Source organism: Pseudogracilibacillus sp. SO30301A, assembly GCF_037072025.1.
In the GTDB taxonomy this organism is placed as follows: domain Bacteria; phylum Bacillota; class Bacilli; order Bacillales; family Amphibacillaceae; genus Pseudogracilibacillus.
On the sequence record NZ_JAXHDD010000006.1, the window covers coordinates 48,787 to 68,510 of the forward strand.

At 34.9% G+C, this 19,724-nt stretch carries 17 protein-coding genes; 13 read left to right on the plus strand and 4 right to left on the minus strand.

All coding sequences use genetic code 11. The annotated features are described in order from the left end of the window. Positions 1-268 precede the first annotated feature (268 nt). Genes gcvT through gcvPB form a run of 3 tightly spaced genes read left to right on the plus strand, consistent with a single transcriptional unit; the run spans position 269 to position 4,209 of the window. Positions 269-1,381 carry a glycine cleavage system aminomethyltransferase GcvT gene (gene gcvT / locus SPD89_RS05075; protein WP_336260877.1) on the plus strand — a complete coding sequence of 371 codons (1,113 nt, stop codon included), beginning with the start codon at positions 269-271 and terminating at the stop codon, positions 1,379-1,381. A 25-nt stretch (positions 1,382-1,406) separates the two neighbouring features. Further along, positions 1,407-2,759: an aminomethyl-transferring glycine dehydrogenase subunit GcvPA gene (gene gcvPA / locus SPD89_RS05080; RefSeq protein ID WP_336260878.1), complete on the plus strand. Its 1,353-nt coding sequence runs from the start codon at positions 1,407-1,409 to the stop codon at positions 2,757-2,759. After that, complete coding sequence (gcvPB, locus tag SPD89_RS05085) at positions 2,749-4,209, plus strand: aminomethyl-transferring glycine dehydrogenase subunit GcvPB (RefSeq protein WP_336260879.1); 1,461 nt, start codon at positions 2,749-2,751, stop codon at positions 4,207-4,209. The genes gcvPA and gcvPB overlap by 11 nt, the downstream gene beginning before the upstream one ends. A 1,558-nt stretch (positions 4,210-5,767) precedes the next feature. Here the strand turns inward: gcvPB and SPD89_RS05090 are convergent. Further along, the gene (locus SPD89_RS05090) at positions 5,768-6,145 is read right to left on the minus strand and encodes a rhodanese-like domain-containing protein (protein ID WP_336260880.1); all 378 of its coding nucleotides are present in this window, start codon (positions 6,143-6,145) and stop codon (positions 5,768-5,770) included. A 508-nt stretch (positions 6,146-6,653) separates the two neighbouring features. On the opposite strand from SPD89_RS05090, the gene SPD89_RS22885 reads away from it, so the two are divergent. Next, on the plus strand, positions 6,654-7,751 hold the full coding sequence (locus SPD89_RS22885) for a ribonucleotide reductase N-terminal alpha domain-containing protein (RefSeq protein ID WP_442961057.1): 1,098 nt from the start codon (positions 6,654-6,656) through the stop codon (positions 7,749-7,751). A 38-nt stretch (positions 7,752-7,789) separates the two neighbouring features. Then, positions 7,790-10,342: an LAGLIDADG family homing endonuclease gene (locus tag SPD89_RS05095; RefSeq protein WP_442961058.1), complete on the plus strand. Its 2,553-nt coding sequence runs from the start codon at positions 7,790-7,792 to the stop codon at positions 10,340-10,342. Between the two features lie 69 nt (positions 10,343-10,411). Here SPD89_RS05095 and SPD89_RS05100 read toward each other — a convergent pair whose 3' ends face one another. Then, positions 10,412-11,368 carry a DMT family transporter gene (locus SPD89_RS05100; RefSeq protein ID WP_336260881.1) on the minus strand — a complete coding sequence of 319 codons (957 nt, stop codon included), beginning with the start codon at positions 11,366-11,368 and terminating at the stop codon, positions 10,412-10,414. 130 nt (positions 11,369-11,498) lie between these two features. On the opposite strand from SPD89_RS05100, the gene SPD89_RS05105 reads away from it, so the two are divergent. From SPD89_RS05105 to SPD89_RS05140, 8 genes are all read left to right on the plus strand, one after another. Beyond that, a complete protein-coding gene (locus SPD89_RS05105; RefSeq protein WP_336260882.1) occupies positions 11,499-12,398 on the plus strand; it encodes a LysR family transcriptional regulator in 900 nt (299 codons plus the stop codon). A gap of 112 nt (positions 12,399-12,510) precedes the next feature. After that, the gene (locus SPD89_RS05110; protein WP_336260883.1) at positions 12,511-12,858 is read left to right on the plus strand and encodes a lmo0954 family membrane protein; all 348 of its coding nucleotides are present in this window, start codon (positions 12,511-12,513) and stop codon (positions 12,856-12,858) included. A gap of 17 nt (positions 12,859-12,875) precedes the next feature. After that, complete coding sequence (locus SPD89_RS05115; RefSeq protein WP_336260884.1) at positions 12,876-13,511, plus strand: PspA/IM30 family protein; 636 nt, start codon at positions 12,876-12,878, stop codon at positions 13,509-13,511. 108 nt (positions 13,512-13,619) lie between these two features. Then, on the plus strand, positions 13,620-14,354 hold the full coding sequence (liaF, locus tag SPD89_RS05120; protein WP_336260885.1) for a cell wall-active antibiotics response protein LiaF: 735 nt from the start codon (positions 13,620-13,622) through the stop codon (positions 14,352-14,354). Then, a complete protein-coding gene (locus SPD89_RS05125; RefSeq protein ID WP_336260886.1) occupies positions 14,351-15,388 on the plus strand; it encodes a sensor histidine kinase in 1,038 nt (345 codons plus the stop codon). The genes liaF and SPD89_RS05125 overlap by 4 nt, the downstream gene beginning before the upstream one ends. Further along, positions 15,385-16,017, plus strand: coding sequence for a response regulator transcription factor (locus SPD89_RS05130; protein WP_336260887.1), 633 nt, complete (start codon positions 15,385-15,387; stop codon positions 16,015-16,017). The genes SPD89_RS05125 and SPD89_RS05130 overlap by 4 nt, the downstream gene beginning before the upstream one ends. Positions 16,018-16,156: 139 nt before the next feature. Then, entirely contained in the window at positions 16,157-16,585 is a 429-nt protein-coding gene (gene mntR / locus SPD89_RS05135) for a transcriptional regulator MntR (protein WP_336260888.1), read from the plus strand. 825 nt (positions 16,586-17,410) lie between these two features. Beyond that, positions 17,411-18,298 carry a patatin-like phospholipase family protein gene (locus SPD89_RS05140; protein ID WP_336260889.1) on the plus strand — a complete coding sequence of 296 codons (888 nt, stop codon included), beginning with the start codon at positions 17,411-17,413 and terminating at the stop codon, positions 18,296-18,298. A gap of 15 nt (positions 18,299-18,313) precedes the next feature. Here the strand turns inward: SPD89_RS05140 and SPD89_RS05145 are convergent, their stop codons facing one another. Next, positions 18,314-18,694: an SA1362 family protein gene (locus SPD89_RS05145; RefSeq protein ID WP_336260890.1), complete on the minus strand. Its 381-nt coding sequence runs from the start codon at positions 18,692-18,694 to the stop codon at positions 18,314-18,316. A gap of 15 nt (positions 18,695-18,709) precedes the next feature. Then, a complete protein-coding gene (locus tag SPD89_RS05150) occupies positions 18,710-19,624 on the minus strand; it encodes a DUF1385 domain-containing protein (protein WP_336260945.1) in 915 nt (304 codons plus the stop codon). Positions 19,625-19,724 lie beyond the last annotated feature (100 nt).

Consider the following 19,724-nt stretch of genomic DNA (forward strand, 5'->3'; position numbering starts at 1 on the left):
CAGATAAGAAAGTATAAAACTTTCATACTGCATAAGTGCAACTATAGTTCTCGCCAAGGCTTGGCGAGAAGCCAAGTATTCTAAAAATCAGGTTTATGTAAAATAGGATGTTAAAAAAAATAAATAAAGGGTAATACATATAGTATGAACAAGTTTGTCCGATTTATAATCTTCTTATTTTGGGAAAATGTTCAATAAAAGTAAAGAATAGTTCATAGATATGCTAATGAAGTCAAAAATTTTATAATCCTCTAAAGGAGGGATTTATATGGAGCAGTTAAAACGTACTCCTTTGTATAGAGAATATAAGGAGAATGCTAAGTTTATTAACTTTTTCGGATGGGAACTACCTGTTCAATTTACTGGAGTTATTCACGAACATGAAGTAACACGAACGAAAGCGAGCTTATTTGATGTTTCACATATGGGGCAAATAGTTATTAAAGGGGCAGGAAGTAAGAATTTCCTTCAATATATGGTCACGAATGATGTAGCAAAATTAGTACCAAATAAAATACAATATACACCCATGTGTAATGAAAAAGGAGGTACCATTGATGATTTTTTAATTTATATGATCGCTGACGATGAATATCTACTTGTCGTTAATGCTAGTAATATCGAAAAAGATGTCACTTGGTTAAAAAAGCACGCAGTACATTATAAGGATGTCTCTATCATTGATAAGTCAGATACGTACGCATTATTAGCTTTACAAGGACCATTTGCTGAGAAAATTTTACAAAAGCTGACAGATGAATCACTTAAAGCATTAAAATATTTTTCCTTTTCCCCTAATACGCAAATAAAAGAACTTCCGGAGCAAGTGATTATCTCTCGTACCGGATATACAGGAGAAGATGGTTTTGAAATTTATGTAAAAAAACAAGTAAGTCGTAAACTTTGGAATCTATTATTAGAAACGGGTAAGGAATTTGGTTTGGAACCAGCTGGACTCGGGGCAAGAGATACACTTCGTTTTGAAGCCTGTTTACCGTTATACGGACAAGAATTATCTGAATGGATTACACCTATAGAGGCTGGACTCGCTTTTGCTGTCAAATTGAATAAAAATAGTGATTTTATAGGAAAACAAGTATTAAAAAGGCAGATGAAGAATGGAATTAATAAACAAATTGTCGGTATAGAAATGATTGAAAAAGGGATTCCAAGAATAGGCTATTCTGTTTTTAATGAACGGGAGAAAGAGGTAGGAACTGTCACTTCAGGTACGTTTTCGCCAACATTAAAGAAAAACTTAGGGTTAGCTCTTATTGATGTGAAAGAAATTAGCATAGGCAGTACGGTATGGGTGGAAATTCGTAAACGAAAAGTAAAAGCGATGATAGTTAAAACACCTTTTTATAGACGTGAAAGATGATCAATAATCGAAGGAGGAGGAAAAGATGGGGTTTAGGTATTTGCCGATGACAGAGGAAGATAAACAAGCAATGCTCAAGAAGATTGGGGTACTTTCAACGGATGTTTTTTTTGCTGATATACCGGAGGAGGTTCGGTTCAAAGGAGAGTATCAGTTACAAGAAGCTTTAAGTGAATATGAGCTAAAAAAGGAAATGAGCCGATTAGCCAATAAAAATATAAGTTTAAATGAATATAGTTCTTTTTTAGGTGCTGGAGTGTATCAACATTTTATTCCGTCGGTAGTTAACCATATTATTTCACGTTCTGAATTTTATACTGCTTACACACCTTATCAACCAGAAATTTCTCAAGGCGAACTGCAAGCAATCTTTGAATTTCAAACAATGATAGCTGAACTAACAGGTATGGAGATCGCTAATTCATCTTTATATGATGGTGGAACGGCGCTTGGAGAAGCAGTCAATTTAAGTTATGGGCATACCAAGCGGACAAAAGTGCTTGTTTCAAAAACGGTTCATCCAGAATATATCGATGTTATTCATACGTACGGAAAAGGATTTAATCTAGAAATAATAGAAATAGATCATAAGGATGGAATGACCGATGTAGATAAGATAGAGCAATTATTGGATGATAATACAGCAAGTGTCATTGTTCAGTATCCAAACTTTTTCGGTTTAATTGAACCTTTAAAGCAAATAAACGAACGGATAAAAAAGAATGAGGGCACTTTGTTTATTACATCAAGTAATCCACTTGCATTAGGTTATTTAGCTCCCCCTGGTGAATTTGGCGCAGATATAGTAGTAGGAGATACACAAGTATTTGGTATACCTACCCAATTCGGGGGTCCACACTGTGGTTATATGGCTACTAAAAAGAAATATATGAGAAAAATACCCGGCCGTTTAGTCGGTCAAACTACAGATGAAAATGGCGTCCATGGATTTGTATTAACATTGCAGGCAAGAGAACAACATATTCGACGTGATAAAGCCACGTCCAATATTTGTTCTAATCAAGCATTGTATGCATTAGCAAGCTCAGTAGCAATGAGTGCCCTAGGCAAACAAGGTGTCCCAGAAGTGGCGTATAGAAATATGCAAAAAGCACGATATTTAAAACAAGAAATCGAAAAAAGATCTATTCCCATTCCATTTAAAGGATCTTTTTTTAATGAATTTGTCATTAATTTAAAAAAATCAATTAAAGATGTAAATAATAAATTACTAGAAAAACAAATTATTGGTGGATATGATTTAGGTTTACTTTCTCCTGAATTTAAAGGACATATGTTAGTTTCCGCAACAGAAATAAAAACGAAAGATGAGATAGATCATTTTGTAAAAGAATTGGGGGATATCTATGAACAGTAAAACATTTCCACTTATTTTTGAACGTTCAAATCCGGGGAGAAAAAGCTATAGTATTCCATCAATAGATACGGAACAGGAAGTAAACGATATTGATCCTATTTATATTCGAAAGAAACCTGCTAGACTACCTGAAGTTAGTGAGCTAGATCTGATTCGGCATTACACGGCATTATCAAAACGAAATTTCGGTATTGATTCAGGATTTTATCCATTAGGATCTTGTACGATGAAATATAATCCGAAAATTAATGAAGATGTCGCACGTCTTGACGGATTTGCCAACATCCATCCCAATCAGCCTGTAAAAACTGTACAAGGAGCACTTGAAGTAATGTTTTATCTCCAGAAATCGTTAGAAGCAATAACCGGTATGCACGAAGTTTCCTTACAGCCAGCTGCAGGAGCTCACGGAGAATGGACTGCGTTAATGATGATTCGTGCGTTTCATGAAGAAAACGGGGATTTAAAACGTACAAAAGTGCTAATACCCGATTCTGCTCATGGAACCAATCCAGCATCTGCAACCGTTGCTGGTTTTGAGTCTGTTACGGTAAAATCGAATGAAAATGGCTTGGTTGATCTTGACGATTTAAAACGTGTTGTCGATGACAATACTGCTGCGCTAATGCTGACAAATCCAAATACATTAGGTTTATTTGAAACGGAAATAATTGAAATCGCAAACATTGTCCACGATGTCGGTGGAAAATTATATTATGACGGAGCAAACTTAAATGCGATAATGGGGTATGTTCGGCCCGGAGACATGGGATTTGATGCCGTTCATTTAAATTTGCATAAAACATTTACTGGTCCACATGGCGGCGGGGGACCTGGGTCAGGCCCAATTGGTGTAACAAAAGAATTGGCGCCATTTCTACCAAAACCTACAATAGTAAAACGAAATGGGGCGTATGATTTTGAGTATAATCGACCAAGAGCCATTGGGCGGGTAAAACCTTATTACGGGAATTTTGGAATTAATTTAAGAGCTTATACGTATATTCGATCAATGGGAGCTGAGGGGCTAAAAAAAGTCAGTGAATATGCTGTGTTAAATGCTAATTATTTGATGCGTAGGTTAGAAGAAGAATTTGAACTTCCATATCCTGTACATTGTAAACATGAATTTGTTTTATCTGGTCGTAAGCAAAAGCAATTAGGTGTGCGAACATTAGACATGGCAAAACGAATACTTGATTATGGGTTCCATCCGCCGACAATTTATTTTCCGCTTAACGTAGAAGAAGCACTAATGATAGAACCTACGGAGACCGAATCAAAAGATACATTGGATGAATTTATTGAAGTCATGTTAGAAATAGCAAGAGATGTGAGAGAGAATCCGGAAATCGTTCAAGATGCTCCCCATTATACAGTAGTAAAAAGAATGGATGAAACAAGAGCGGCTAGAAAACCAGTGCTAAAATATGATGGATTTAACGAATAATTGCGGTACTAGTAGCAACTAAACTTTCCATAAAGATAAAAGAAAGGCTTCAGAACGTAACTATATAAATGCACAGGATTTTTAGTACGTGGTTGAAGAATACTGTGACATAACTATTTATCACCGTTGGGGAAAAGTGACTCTACCTCCACTCCGGAATGTGAGTCGATTAACAACATGTAGAGTCGTCCAGATCTAAGAGGTCGATCTGCAAGACGGGCATGTTTCGATAATAATCGTGCCCGTTTTGGGTAAGAGTCGTGGAAAACGGGCATGTTTTGATCTTAATCGTGCCCGTTTTGGGTGAGGGTCATGGAAAACGGGCATGTTTTGATGTTAATCGTGCCCGTTTTGGGTGAGAGTCATGGAAAACGGGCATGTTTCAATGTTAATCGTGCCGGTTTTGGGTGGGGGTCATGGAAAACGGGCATGTTTCGATGTTAATCGTGCCCGTTTTGGGTGAGAGTCGTGTAAAACGGGCATGTTTCGATAATAATCGTGCCCGTTTTGGGTGAGGGTCATGGAAAACGGGCATGTTTTGATGTTAATCGTGCCCGTTTTGGGTGGGGATCATGGAAAACGGGCATGTTTTGATGTTAATCGTGCCCGTTTTGGGTAAGAGTCGTGGAAAACGGGCATGTTTTGATGTTAATCGTGCCCGTTTTGGGTAAGAGTCATGGAAAACGGGCATGTTTCGATGTTAATCGTGCCCGTTTTGGGTGGGGGTCATGGAAACGGCGAGTCTTTTTCAAACATGTTGAGTCGATTTGAAACATGTCGAGTCTTTTTCCAAGATGTCGAGTCGATCCGTATCGATTTATTAATAAGCAGAGCCTTACGTCGCAGTTTATGGATATTAGTAATTAAAGTTAAAAGAAAATCCGAACTAGTTTGATCTTCAAAATGAAATGAAGTTTGCACTAGTTCGGATTTTTTCTATAAGTGCATGTTCAAAACTCCCATGTCTTATTAGACACCGCAATGAATGAAAATGGGGGTGTGGCGTTTAATAATTAATTACTTTGTTTATTATAGATACTACAGAGCTTGGTGATCGTACATTTCTATGACGAACACTTCTACCAGAGGAAACAACATTTTCGATGATTAGTATTCCTCGCATTAAGGGATGCCCTGGCGGAGCGTCTAGTGGAAGAAAGTATCCATAATGTCCAGATTTCCATTTTGGTAGTTAATAAGCTCAAGTCCAATCAAAAAACAGAATGGGGAATAAAAAGCATCATATAACAAATTAATCAAATAAATTTTTCCAAAAAAAGTAATTTTACTATTTAGGGAGGATGCTTTTTTGTGTCAAAATTGAGCTTTTCTCCCATTTTCGTATAAAAAGGAGGATAAAAAGGACCAAGAAGTTCGATGCGGCGCAGTTTCGAGCAGCGGAATGTATGCATTTAGATACATGAGCAAAGATCTGGCACGCAGAAAAAGTGATTTCCCTTTTTCAAGGAGCAGAAAAACAAGCATTCGTGCGAAATTTGCAGTGTCATTTTTACCGGACTTTTTGAACATCCTCTATAAGTAACAATCTTTTACAGTATTATTTTTTCCGGTCAATCTTACCGGTCCATTTTTTAAATCCACCTTGTAAAACATTTAAATCTACATATTTATTTTTGTGTAAAATTTGAGCCGCTCGAGCAGAACGAGAAGTGTTTTGGCAATATAGATAGACTGGTTTATCCGGTCTGATTGCTGACATACTTTGTTTTAACTGAGTGAGTGGAATATTTCTCGCACCTCTTATATGACCTTTATCAAATTCTTGAGGCTCACGAACATCGATTAATTGTGCTTTTCGATATCCTTCTATAAATTGTTCTTGTGTTAACAAATTCATAATTTTACGCTGCCTAAAGTATGTGAAAGCATAGTACCCTATTAAAAGCACCAAAATGATTATCAAATAAATTAACATTATTAGTCCCCCACAACAATTCTATATATATATACACATATATTATATGTACAAAAAAAAGAATTTACAAATAGTATCGTTTTTTTACTTTTTTATCCTTATTTTTGAATAACTTAATCTACAAAAAATCCTATCATATCAGGGATTCTACAAGTTGACAAAAAACTCACCAAAATTAAAATATACAATATATAGTATATAGAAATTAAAATAAGCACTATATATTGATTTTTTTATGTTTTTTGTGTACTATTAGTACTATAAGTGCGTGTTCAAAAAGGAGGATAAAAAGGATCAAGAAGTTCGAGGCGGCGCAGTTTCGAGCTGCGGAATGTATGCATTTAGATACATGAGCAAAGATCTGGCACGCAGAAAAAGTGCTTTCCTTTTTCAAGGAGTGGAGAAACAAGCATTCGTGCGAAATTCGCAGTGTCATTTTTACCGGACTTTTTGAACATACTCTATAATAGATATGGAAATTTTAATGTAAAAGTAAGGAGCGAATATGATGTCGTTAATGATTGATGCTGATACTAAAATCAATGTACAAGCTTTAAACGAAGATATAAGATTATTTCCGCAAGTGCACCCAATTACATCTGATATGAGTGTAACACATGAAGGTGTTTCTCGTCTCGTTATGTTGGATCGTTATGCGTTTAAAGATACAGAAAAAAAGACATTAAAAGAGGGAGATTTTGTCGTTCTTACTGTAAAATCTGACCCCAAATTTCCTGCACGTGGATTTGGTTATGTTAAATCAATAGATTGGGAAAGAAAATCGGCTAACATTAAAGTTGCAGATGAATTTACTAATCTTTTAGAGGAAGAAACGGAAATAGAAAAAGGTATTGTTACTCGTAGCCTCAATGTTATTGATAAACCTTTAGAAATCTTTTATGAACAAATAGCAATGCGAAATGCTGCTGGATTAGCTGCAGTTGAAAAGACAGATGAGAATAGAAATAAATATTTCAATTTATTTTCGAAAGAACTATCTAATTTAAATTTCGTACCAGCAGGTCGTGTACTTTACGGTGCGGGTTCAGAAACGGAAGTCACTTACTTTAACTGTTACGTTATGCCGTATGTACAAGACTCCCGTGAAGGAATCTCTGATCACCGTAAACAAGTAATGGAGATTATGTCACGGGGCGGTGGAGTTGGAACAAATGGTTCAACATTAAGACCGAGAAATACACTAGCTCGTGGTGTAAATGGTAAATCGTCTGGGTCGGTATCTTGGCTTGATGATATAGCAAAATTAACCCATTTAGTAGAACAAGGTGGGTCAAGACGTGGTGCACAAATGATCATGTTAGCAGATTGGCATCCAGACATTATAGAATTTATAATTTCCAAAATGCAAAACCCAAGAATTTTACGTTATTTAATTGAAACTACGAATGACGAGCAAATTAGACAACTAGCTAATGAAAAATTAAGGTTTACACCATTAACAGAAACAGAAAAAGATCTTTATCAAGGAATTTTAAATTATAAAAACATGCCCGGACTCGGAGGTTTCACTAAGTCAGCAATAAAAGAGGCGGAAACTAAACTAGAAACTGGTGGAAACTATACTGTACATAACTCTGACTTTTAACAGGCGCAAACATCTCCGTCTGCCTGACGAAAGAGTTTATGGAAGCAGTAGAAAATGATGACGAGTACGAACTACGTTTTCCAAACGTTGAAAATTACTCAGAAGAAGAAATGAGAGCCTACAATGAAAAATGGCATGAAATTGGCGACGTGCGTGAATGGGAGAAACTTGGATATAGCATTAGAACGTACCGTAAAATTAGAGCTAAAGATCTGTGGGACTTAATAAATATCTGTGCTACTTACTCAGCGGAACCAGGAATTTTCTTTATTGACAATGCAAATGACAAGACGAATGCGAAGGCGTATGGGCAACAAGTTGTTGCAACAAACCCATGTTTTCATCCAAATACAAGGATTTCAACAGAGTTCGGATTAGTTACAATTGAAGAATTGTATAAGAAAATGGGCAAAAAACATTTCAAAGTTGCTACAGATAATCGGCTAAAAGAAAAAATTCAAGTAGTTAATGGTAGCTCGTATGAAATTCCAGGTGTTACGATGAGAACCGGTACTGTATTCCCAACTGGAACTAGACAAACATTAAAAGTTCACTTGAAAAATGGGCAAGAATTGCAAGTAACCCCTGAACATAGAATTTATACCAATCAAGGATGGAAAGAAGCGAAAGATCTGCAATTAGAAGATGTTGTTTATATTCAGTCAGGTAGTGGAATGTTTGCAAATAAAGATTTGATTGGTAAAAATATGGCACTATTTCTAGGCTGGTTAACTGGGGATGGTTGGCTGGCTAAAGACGGTAGAGTGGGAATGGTCTTTGGGAAAGATGATACTGAAATTATTAATGAAATTCTTGATGCAGGAGAAAAAATAAGTGGATTACGTCCAAAAATCCATGAAAGAGAAGATGGTACGTTCCAAATTTTTTATAATAGAAAAGAATTCACAAACATATTAGAAAACCATGGTGTGAAAAGATGTAAAGCTCCCGAAAAAAGAATTCCAGAGGCGATATTTACAAGCAGTTATGATGAAGTAGTAACATTTATGCGTGCATTATTTTCGGCTGATGGTACAGTTTACACAACGGATCCTGTTCGTCGTACAGTAAGATTAACATCAGCATCCAAAAAACTACTTCAGGATGTTCAACTTATTTTATTAAATTTGGGAATTCACGGAAAAGTATATAATCGTAATAAAAAAAATCAAGCTAATTTCAGTTATGTAACAATAGACGGAGAAGAACGTGTCTACAATAGTAATCCATTTTATGAACTGATTATTTCTGGCAATAATTTATCCGTTTTTAAAGAGATAATTGGCTTTAAGTATATAACGAGAAAAGAAGAAGCATTAAATCACGTACCAGCATCTTCACGCAAAAGGGAAAAATTCACAAGTGAAGTAAAAAAAATATCAGCAGGTGAAGTAGTCACTGTATATGACATTACTGAACCAGAAACACATTCCTTAATAGCTAATGGATTTGTTGTCCATAACTGCGGTGAACAACCGCTTGCACCGTACTCTGTTTGTAATTTAGCTGCTATTAACTTAGCCGAAATGGCCGATAAAGAAACAAAAACAGTCAATTTTGAGAAATTAAAAGAGACTGTTAGAGTAGGTGTCCGAATGCAGGATAATGTCATTGATGCGACACCATACTTTCTTGAGGAGAATAAAAAACAGGCAATTGGAGAAAGAAGAGTTGGTTTAGGCGTCATGGGACTCCATGATCTTCTAATTTATTGTGAAACTCAGTATGGTTCCAAAGAAGGAAATGAGCTTGTTGATAAGATTTTCGAAACGATTGCAACTACAGCGTACCGAGCATCCATTGAAATAGCGAAAGAAAAAGGAAGTTTTCCATTCTTAATTGGAAAAACGGATGAAGAAACGAAAAAATTACGAGAGGCATTTATCAATACTGGATATATGAAACAAATGCCTCTTGATATTAAAGAAGATATTATAAAATACGGTATCCGTAACTCACATCTTTTAACTGTTGCTCCAACAGGTAGTACTGGTACAATGGTTGGTGTTAGTACAGGTTTAGAGCCATACTTCTCTTTTTCTTACTACCGCAGTGGTCGACTTGGAAAATTTATCGAAGTAAAAGCGAAAATCGTTCAGGAATACTTGGATAATAATCCGGAGCAAGATGAGCAAAGCTTACCGGAATGGTTTATTACTGCGATGGAATTAAGTCCAGAGGCTCACGCTGATACACAATGTGTAATCCAACGTTGGATTGATAGTTCCATTTCCAAAACAGTAAATGCACCTCGTGGCTACACAGTATCACAAGTAGAAAGTGTCTACCAACGTTTATATAAAGGTGGCGCAAAAGGTGGCACTGTATATGTAGATGGTAGCAGAGACTCTCAAGTATTAACTTTAAAGGCAGAAGAGAGTACTTTTGAAAAAGAAAATGATGATTATGTGATTGAAGAAACACCAAAAGTAGTCCTGATGGATACGATTCAAGAACTCGAAAAAACAAATGTTACGATTGGGTCAGAAGTTGGTGACCGTTGTCCAGTATGTCGGAAAGGTCATGTTGCCGAAATTGGTGGATGTAATACATGTACAAGTTGTGGTGCACAACTAAAGTGCGGATTATAGGAAAGAATAAAAAACAGCTACTCAAAAGTAGCTGTTTTTCTTTAAATGGTTTTCTTAAATAGGCTCTGTCTATGCTAATTTCCGCTTTTCTTTGATAAACCCTTTTTTTCTGTTCATCATCATACGCTGATACAAATTATTTAAAATAATCATTAGACAAACAATTGCGACACCAGTATATTCAAATGTAGTAATTGTATGTCCCTGAATCATTCGGATAACGATCGTAGTCACTGGTGCTAAGTTAATAAACAAAATCGCATTAATTGGTTTTAACATAGTAACACCTTTGTTCCAGAACAGGAGTGCAAAAAGTCCAGGCAGTAAAATCATAAAAAGCATATTATAACGAACCATATAAACATCTTGTAATGTTGGAACCTCAACCAGACCAAATATACTGACAGCAATAACAACAGCTGTAGCCGTTAGAGTACCGTAAAGACAACTTAATGTGGAATACCTGAGCACAGACCAACCTGAAAAAACACCGCCACCAATCGTATAAACAGCCCAACCTGCAGCTGCAAGAAATAAAATAATTAAAGGGATCATATGTCCAGAGCCGAAAAGTAAGCTTAAATCTCCATTCGTAACAACGAGTAAAACACCGATAAAAGCTCCTAAAATACAAAAGACAGTAAATGCATACGGCCGTTTTTTATAAACAAGCCATACAATCAAAACAGAAATAATCGGAGCTAATGCTTCCATAATTGAAGCTAGTAAGACGCCTGAATCACCGAGTAAGTCTTGTCCCCAGAAAATGAACAAATTATAAATTGTAAATCCCATCGTACCAAAAAACCAAAGTATAAAGCCTTTACCTTCAGGGTTGAAAGCTTTTTTTCCTTCTATAAAATAGAGCAATACGATTAAAATAACGACGACAGGTAAATAACGAATAATAGTGAAATAAAATGGTTCAACATATTCAAATGCGTGATTTGCAACAGGGAACATTGCCCCCCAAGAGATACTAGCAACCGCACATAGAATAGCTCCTATAAAAATACTATTTCTCATCTAATTATCTCCAATCTTTGTATATGTAATGAGTTCACCCTACATACCATTTAACAATAAGAGTTATATCATGTAAAATGATTATAAGAGATAATAGATATCATAAAAACAGATTACAAAGGTGTTGACTATGAATATAAAAGATCTGATGATTTTTCAAACAGTTGCTAATGCAGGAAGTATTAATAAAGCAGCAGAACAATTAAAGTATGTCCAATCAAACGTCACATCGAGAATTCAAAAATTGGAACAGGATCTTGATACAAAAGTATTTCATCGTCATAAACGGGGCATTACCTTAACAAATGAGGGGGAGGCGTTACTTCCTTACGTTCAGAAAATAATATCATTGACCGAGGAAATGAAATTGATTGGAGCGAGCAGTGGCAATCCTACTGGGAAGCTTGATATTGCCTCTGTCGAAACAGTAATTAAACTACCACTTATTTTATCCGCTTATATCGAACAGTATAAAAAAGTAGATTTAACTTTATCTACGGGTGTAACAGCTGAATTAAAAGAAAAAGTATTACAATATTATTTGGATGGGGCATTTGTTACAAAAAGCACGATTACAAATGATCCAGAGCTAGTTCAGCTAGATGTATTTCACGAGAAACTAGTATTAATCTCAAGTAATAAAACAAACAGTTTAGATGAATTATTTGAGTTACCACTTTTACGATTTAGTGATGGTTGTGGATATAGGGCAAAATTAGACGAATGGTTGCAAGATCAAACGATCACTCCTAAAAAAGTAATGGAATTAGGAACATTAGAAACAACTTTGGGATCTGTAATTTCGGGTTTAGGAGTTGCTTATGTTCCATACTCAGCGGTTAAAAAGTATGAAACAAAAAAACAAATAAAGTGTTATAAGTTGCCCAAAAAATACAGTCAAATTACGACCGTTTTTATTTATCGAAAATCAGACTACGTAACTCCTGCATTACAAAAGTTTATTGAGACGATTGAAACAATAAAAGAAGAAATAAATGATAATGTGGGTTTAACACATTCTATTAAATAAAATAATTAAAGAAAAAAAATAAGTCTTAAGGCTTATGTAAAAATATTTCTTAAGTCGATTACTATGCCTCCTATCTTAACGTAAACTTAAATTAAGAAAGGAGGCTATACTTATGAAAAAAATTTTATTGTTTATCGGTGGTTTGATTGCTGCCCTTATATTAGTAGCAAATTTAGGTCCACTTGTATTATTAGGGTTAAGTATTTGGTTACTATACGTAATAGTTAAACAAATTTTTAAAAGCGAATCTACTACAGCAAAAGTTATTTGGGTTATCATTGGTCTCGCTGTTTTATCCATCGGGATATCAAATATATATGCTATTTTAGGAATCGCTGCAGCATATGTTTTATATTTGATTGTAAAGAACTGGAACAAAGAAAAAGCAGATGATAATACAATGCAAGAAGATCCATTTGTAAACTTCGAGGAACAATGGGGAGAATTTAATAAATATTAAAATGGGAGAGGTTATATATGTCAAACATATTCACAAGAATTAAAGAGTCCATCAGTGCAGATATTCATCAATTATTAGATGATAAGGAGCAGAAGAACCCGATAACAGCTTTGAATCATTATTTACGTCAGGCAGAACAACAAAAATTGAAGGTGAAAAATTTATTAGAACGTCAGTATAAATTAAAAGAAAAATTTACAACTGAATTTCATCAGGCAGAGGATCATGCAAATAAACGTTTAAAACAGGCTAATATCGCTAAAGCAGCAAATGAACAAGACCTATATGACTTCGCACAAAAGGAGTATGAAGAATATCATTTACGAGCTGAACGGGTAGGGCAAGCTCGAGAAGAAACAGTTGAACAAATCGATCAATTAGAAAGAAAGTATAAAGAAATGGATCATAAAATAAAAGACATGCATTTAAAGCGCATGGAGTTAATGGGACGTGAAAATGTCGCTAGAGCAAATGAGAAAATGAATCACATTTTAAAAGATGGAGCGGATCACCCGTTTTCAAAGTTTTCTGAGTTAGAACAATTTATTGAAAACCTTGAGAATAAAGTGAATCAAGCATATTATCACAGTACATTTGACCAGAAGATTGCACAATTAGAAAAAAACTTACAATCTGAAAACAAATCTAGTTAACTCACATTTAAATGTAGCAAAATTGAAAAAATGGTATACTGAAACAGGCGCATAATTATAAGCGTCTGTTTCAATTATTAATTTTACTTATAAAAAGGAGGATCACAAATGTTTAAAAAACTATCCACAGATACGATAAATTGGATTATAATCATCGGTGTGATTCTCTTTGTTATTGAAATTGCATTTTTTCATGGTGGTATAATTGGTACAGCCATTTTTACAGGATTTTTAATATATATAGGTTGGAAAAATTACTCAACGTTATTTGGTAAAATTTCATTTTGGGTTGGATTAGTTGGATTTATCTTTGCTGTCCTCAATATGATTGCAGTCCGATTTTTAATTATTGTCTTTATAATTTTACTATTAATCGATTATTTAAAGTCTAATAAAGATGCGCAGCGAATTCATCCAACGATTAATATAGAACAAAAATATGAAGCTAAAGAACCGATAATAAAAATCAATCCAATATTTAGACAAATATTTTATGGAGATCAACATACGGAAGAAACTGCTTATGAATGGGAAGATATCAACATACATGGTGGAATAGGGGATCGAATTATCGATTTAAGCAATACTGTCTTACCAGAAGACACTGCTGTAATCTCGATACGCCATTTAATTGGCAATATTGTTATTTATGTCCCTTACGAAGTAGAGATCATGATTCATCATAGTGCTATTTTTGGTAGATCCTATATTTTAAATGAGTTTAACCATAATTTGATGAATCAAATTATTTCTTATAAAACTGAAAACTATGATACAACCTATCCGAGAGTAAAGATTATCACCTCAATTGTGTCAGGGAATATCGAGGTGAAGCGGATATGATGACGATTATTAGACATTTACTTACATCTATTGCGTTCGGTATTTTACTTACGGTATCTGTGATTAGTATTACTTTTATCGTTTTTCCATTAACTGATTGGAAAATTCTACTACAAACAAAAGTATATAATGTGTCATATTTGGTCGTTATCACAACATTAACAATTATATTTAGTTCCATCATTGGCATTATTACCTCGGTATATTGGAAGCAAAGAATTGAACATGTAGAACGACAGCTTACTGAATTAAATAATGATCAAGCTTTATCCAAAGGAGATACGTTTAAAGAATTAAAAAAAATAGAAGATCAACTAGTGAGGTTACAGGAAAAGTTTAGATTACAAGTAGAGCACTCGCAACGTTTAGCAACAGAAAGAGCTAAAGAAAGAGAAAAGAGTCTACAGGAAGTTGTCGAACAAGAAAGAAACAGGTTTGCACGTGATTTACACGATTCCGTCAGTCAGCATTTATTTGCAGCTTCTATGATGATGTCAGCTTTAAATGAGTCATCTATTGAAGATCTGACAGTTAAACATCAAATTCAAATGGTTGAAAAAACGATACATCAATCACAACTTGAAATGAGAGCACTTTTGCTTCATTTAAGACCGGCGGCACTAAAAGGGAAAGTGTTGCATGAAGGAATGAAAGATTTACTTACAGAGCTGATGAATAGAATTCCGCTAAAAGTTGACTGGAAAATTGAGTCATTTCCAGTTGAAAAAGGTGTAGAAGACCAATTGTTTCGCATAGTACAAGAAGCAATTTCTAATACGTTAAGACACGCTAAAGCATCATCCATTCATGTCATGTTGATTAAACGTGACCATAAAATCATCTTACGGGTTGTAGATGATGGAGAAGGATTTGATGTAGAAAAAGTAAAAACAAGTTCTTATGGATTACAAAATATGGAGGAAAGAGCACGAGATTTAGGTGGAACGTTAAAAATAATTAGCTTACCGAATAAAGGAACTAGATTGGAAGTAAAAGTACCAAGTCTTGAAAATGAAGGTGGTGAAGAGGGATGATTACGATACTGTTTGCGGATGACCATGAAATGGTTCGAATTGGAGTTACTGCATATCTTTCATCTCAACCTGACATGAAAGTAATTGCCGAAGCAAATGATGGCAAAGAAGCAGTTGAAAAAGCATTATCATTGAAGCCTGACATAATTTTAATGGATTTGGTGATGAAACAAATGGACGGCATTGAAGCAACTAAATTAATTATGAATGAGTGGCCAGAAGCAAAAATTATCATTGTTACGAGCTTTATTGATGATGAAAAAGTGTATCCTGCATTGGAAGCAGGAGCGACGAGTTATATGTTAAAAACATCGAAGGCCAGCGATATAGCAGAAGCTATCCGTTCCACATATAAAGGACAATCTATTTTGGAGCCAGAAGTAACCGGAAAAATAATGACTAAAATGCGCAAAAAAGAAGCAGTGTCTTTACATGAACAATTAACGGATAGAGAAATGGAGATATTACTGCTAATGGCGCAAGGTAAGACAAATCAACAAATTGCCGATGAACTTTTTATCGCTTTAAAAACGGTTAAAGTACATGTAAGTAATATTTTAGGTAAGCTGGAGGTAAATGATCGTACCCAAGCAGTCATCTATGCTTTTCATCATAATTTGATTAATTAGTTTCTCTTGGGCAACTTATTTTCTTTCATTCTAATCTATTTATAGTAATAATTAGCGATACTTGTATAAACTTATATTTTAAGGTATTATAGAGTAAGCAACAATGTTGCATACTTTTAAAATGAAAAGAGGAACGCCTTTGCCTACACCTAGTATGGAAGACTACATTGAGCAGATCTATAATTTGATAGAAACAAAAGGCTATGCTCGGGTAACCGATATAGCAGAAGCGTTATTAGTTCATCCATCCTCCGTAACAAAAATGGTGCAAAAATTAGATAAAGATAATTATGTAAACTACGAAAAATACCGTGGTTTCGTATTAACTGATAAAGGGAACAAAGTTGGAGAGCGGCTAGTCTTTCGCCATGATTTATTAGAGGAATTTTTAGAGATCATTGGCGTTGATGAAGAAAAGATTTATGATGATGTTGAGGGAATTGAACATCATCTAAGTTGGAATGCAATCGATCGAATTGCTGATTTGGTCGATTATTTTAAAGCCGATGAAAAAAGGCTGAAAGAATTAGCCGATATGCAAAAACAAGATGAAACTGCAAATAAATAACGCTGATCATAGATGACGACTAAAATTGTTTTAGTCATTGGAGAAAGCCGAACTAGTACAAATTTTTAAAAAAAGTTTGTATTAGTTCGGTTTTTTTTTGCAAGTTAAGAAAGTATAAAAATTTTATGATTTTGCTTATCCTACAGCATCAGCCACGTCCAGCTCCAGCGCTTAAGCCATAGCATATCTTTTCGTTGGGACGAGTAAGCGGAGTCCCAGATCTTTTTGGTGGGACGAGCTTTAGCGCAGTCCCAAACTTCGCGCTTCTCCACTACGATAAAGAAGACTTGCCGACTGGCTTGTCCAGAGGCTTAGTCGCACTTATACCCTTGCGGTGAAAGCGGGCATCGGTTCACTGACGTTCACCGTGTTTCCTTTATCTCATTGCGAAGCACTCCAGTTTGTACGTTGCTGAACGGGCGCTTGCGCTTTTGTTCCTACTTTTATCAATTTTTATAAACTGTGCAATAACTCGGTTAATTTGCTTTGCAAATATCTAGGTGTCGTTTTTCAAAAAATGCATCGTGGCAGTTGATGGATGCAGTGTCGTTTACCAAAAATGCATCGTGACAACCGATCAATGCAGAGTGTTTTTCCGTAGCGGTAAGACAATCACCATTCGAAGTCACTGCACAGTTTTCATCAAATGGGATAGTGAAAAGTCTTGGATTATAGTTGTATACAGATTTTTCAAGAAAACGGTTATTCGAAAATTAACTAAGTAAGTTGTAAAACTTCCCCCAAAATGAGGTTTGTACAAATGTTCTAAATTAATTTTTTATTCGTACAATACTTAATAGACTATACTATACGAGGAGTTTTGTGATGAAAATTGACTGCGTATTTTCAGGAGGCGGGGTAAAGGCATATGCATTTATAGGGGCTCTAAAGAGTATATATGAAAAAGGTATTACAATTGAAAGAGTAGCTGGTACTTCGGCGGGTGCAATCTTAGCGGCTTTTGTTACCGCCGGCATCCAATGGGAAGAAATGGAAAGGTTAATCAATGAAGTAAACTTAAAAAAATTTCTTGATCCACCAATTTTGAGTAAAAAAATACCTTTTACTAAATGGTTATTGTTATATTTTCAACTCGGTTTATATAAAGGCGATGTCTTTGAGAAATGGTTATATAATGTTTTAGCAGATAAAGGAATAATTACTTTTCAAGATATAAGAGAAGGATATTTAAAAATAATTGTTAGTGATGTCTCATTAGGAAAATTAATTGTCATTCCAGACGACCTTGAACGAGTTTATGGACTGGATAAAAATTCATTTAATGTGGCAACTGCGATAAGAATGAGTGCAAGCTTTCCCTATTTTTTTATGCCTAAGGAAATAAAAAGCAAACAAAATAAACGGAGTTATATAGTTGATGGTGGGTTACTGAGTAATTTTCCCCTATGGGTTTTTCGTAAAAATAATAAAGATGCCCGACCTGTATTAGGCATTTCATTAAGCGATTCAATAGAAGATGCGCAACCAAGCAATATTAAAAATGCTTTGGATATGCTACAAGCTCTTTTTCATGCGATGTTAAGGGCTCATGATGCAAGATATATTTCAAAATCGATGCAAGATAATATTGTGTTTATTCCAGTTAAAAATATTAAGACAACTGATTTTTCCATTACTGATGAACAGAAAGAGTCTTTGATTCAACTTGGAAAAGAAAAGTCAGATCAATTTCTGAAATTGTGGCCAAAATAACAATGATCGAGCTACTTAATTAGAAGCTCGATCATTGTTATTTTTATTATTCGTTTTTTTTCCTTCAATGACTGTTAGGTGTGGGACGTGCCTTCTTTTTCTACGTTGTCTTAAAGGAGAATCTGTTCGCATTGTTTTCTTTATTTTTGGTTGTTGTTTACTGTATTTTTGGTTTGATTGTTTGGCAGCTTTTCTATATTTGCGCATTTCATCGTTACCACCAGGGTTTCGTCGATTAAGAATGGCCGTGATGATAAAGTAAATAGCAAATCCTATTGCAATGGTAATCAATATACTGACAAAAAAGCTTCCAGGGTTTTTAATTAAAGAAGTTACCAAGCCGACAACCGCTAATCCGATAATAAAATAAATAAAAAGCGGAAATTTACGACTCAACGAAAATCCTCCTTTCTATTGAGGTTGTATCACCTCACTACTTTGATTTAAGTTCACCTCTACTACGTCTTCTACCTCATCATTTTGCAGAACTTTTTGAAAGGAACATAATGCTACTTCCACTTGATCATCGTTTGGCTCTTTCGTTGTTAATAGCTGTAACCATAAGCCAGGATAACCCAACACTTTTAATACAGGTATATATCTTACTTTGTTAGTAAGTTGCAATACTTCAAATGATAGACCAATAACTAGAGGAATTAGTATTATTCGATTGACGATACGCCACCAAAGAGGATCGGTGGCGACAAACATATATACGAATACTCCGACAATGACTGTAAAGAGAATAAAGCTTGAACCGCATCGATAATGGAGTCTAGACTCTTTTTGAACATTTTCGACGGTTAACGGAACATTGTGTTCGTATGCATTTATCACTTTATGTTCCGCACCATGATACTGAAAAACACGTTTTATTAGTGGCGTTAATGAAACAATATAAATGTAACCAAGTAATAACAGGAGTTTAAAAAATCCTTCTAATAATACTTGCCCTGTTTTTGTCGGAACTAATCCTGTAAAAAAGTTTGCAACGATCGCAGGTGTAACGGTAAAAATTAATTTACTAAAAATAAATGATAAAACACCTATAACGCCAATTCCAAGAATCATAACAAGTTTAGATGTTTCTTTTTCTTGTTTCATTTTTTCATCATCTTTTGGATCAACATCAAAGCGATCAGATGCGAAGTCAAGATGTTTTACACCATTAGCACTCGCTTGAACCAATGCGACAATTCCACGCAATAAAGGTATTTTTTTCAAATTCTTTGTTATATTAGATTCTACCCTTTTTACTTCAAAATATTCAATACTGTTATCTTTTCTTCTTATAGCAGAAACAAAACTTTTCTTACCGGCAAACATAACCCCTTCAACTAAGGCCTGCCCACCATAAGCTGTCTCTTTCTTTTTCAATGTATATCACCAGCCTCAATCTTATTTTACTAGAAAAGAACAATTATAA

Bases quoted from the DNA above. Each gene is read 5' to 3' on its own strand.
- SPD89_RS05115 (WP_336260884.1), top strand. From the start codon at position 12,876: ATGTCAAACATATTCACAAGAATTAAAGAGTCCATCAGTGCAGATATT.
- SPD89_RS05130 (WP_336260887.1), top strand. From the start codon at position 15,385: ATGATTACGATACTGTTTGCGGATGACCATGAAATGGTTCGAATTGGA.
- SPD89_RS05095 (WP_442961058.1), top strand. From the start codon at position 7,790: ATGGAAGCAGTAGAAAATGATGACGAGTACGAACTACGTTTTCCAAAC.
- SPD89_RS05100 (WP_336260881.1), bottom strand. From the start codon at position 11,368: ATGAGAAATAGTATTTTTATAGGAGCTATTCTATGTGCGGTTGCTAGT.
- SPD89_RS05105 (WP_336260882.1), top strand. From the start codon at position 11,499: ATGAATATAAAAGATCTGATGATTTTTCAAACAGTTGCTAATGCAGGA.
- gcvT (WP_336260877.1), top strand. From the start codon at position 269: ATGGAGCAGTTAAAACGTACTCCTTTGTATAGAGAATATAAGGAGAAT.
- SPD89_RS05110 (WP_336260883.1), top strand. From the start codon at position 12,511: ATGAAAAAAATTTTATTGTTTATCGGTGGTTTGATTGCTGCCCTTATA.
- SPD89_RS05150 (WP_336260945.1), bottom strand. From the start codon at position 19,624: ATGTTTGCCGGTAAGAAAAGTTTTGTTTCTGCTATAAGAAGAAAAGAT.
- SPD89_RS05125 (WP_336260886.1), top strand. From the start codon at position 14,351: ATGATGACGATTATTAGACATTTACTTACATCTATTGCGTTCGGTATT.
- SPD89_RS05090 (WP_336260880.1), bottom strand. From the start codon at position 6,145: ATGTTAATTTATTTGATAATCATTTTGGTGCTTTTAATAGGGTACTAT.
- gcvPA (WP_336260878.1), top strand. From the start codon at position 1,407: ATGGGGTTTAGGTATTTGCCGATGACAGAGGAAGATAAACAAGCAATG.
- SPD89_RS05140 (WP_336260889.1), top strand. From the start codon at position 17,411: ATGAAAATTGACTGCGTATTTTCAGGAGGCGGGGTAAAGGCATATGCA.
- gcvPB (WP_336260879.1), top strand. From the start codon at position 2,749: ATGAACAGTAAAACATTTCCACTTATTTTTGAACGTTCAAATCCGGGG.
- SPD89_RS22885 (WP_442961057.1), top strand. From the start codon at position 6,654: ATGTCGTTAATGATTGATGCTGATACTAAAATCAATGTACAAGCTTTA.
- liaF (WP_336260885.1), top strand. From the start codon at position 13,620: ATGTTTAAAAAACTATCCACAGATACGATAAATTGGATTATAATCATC.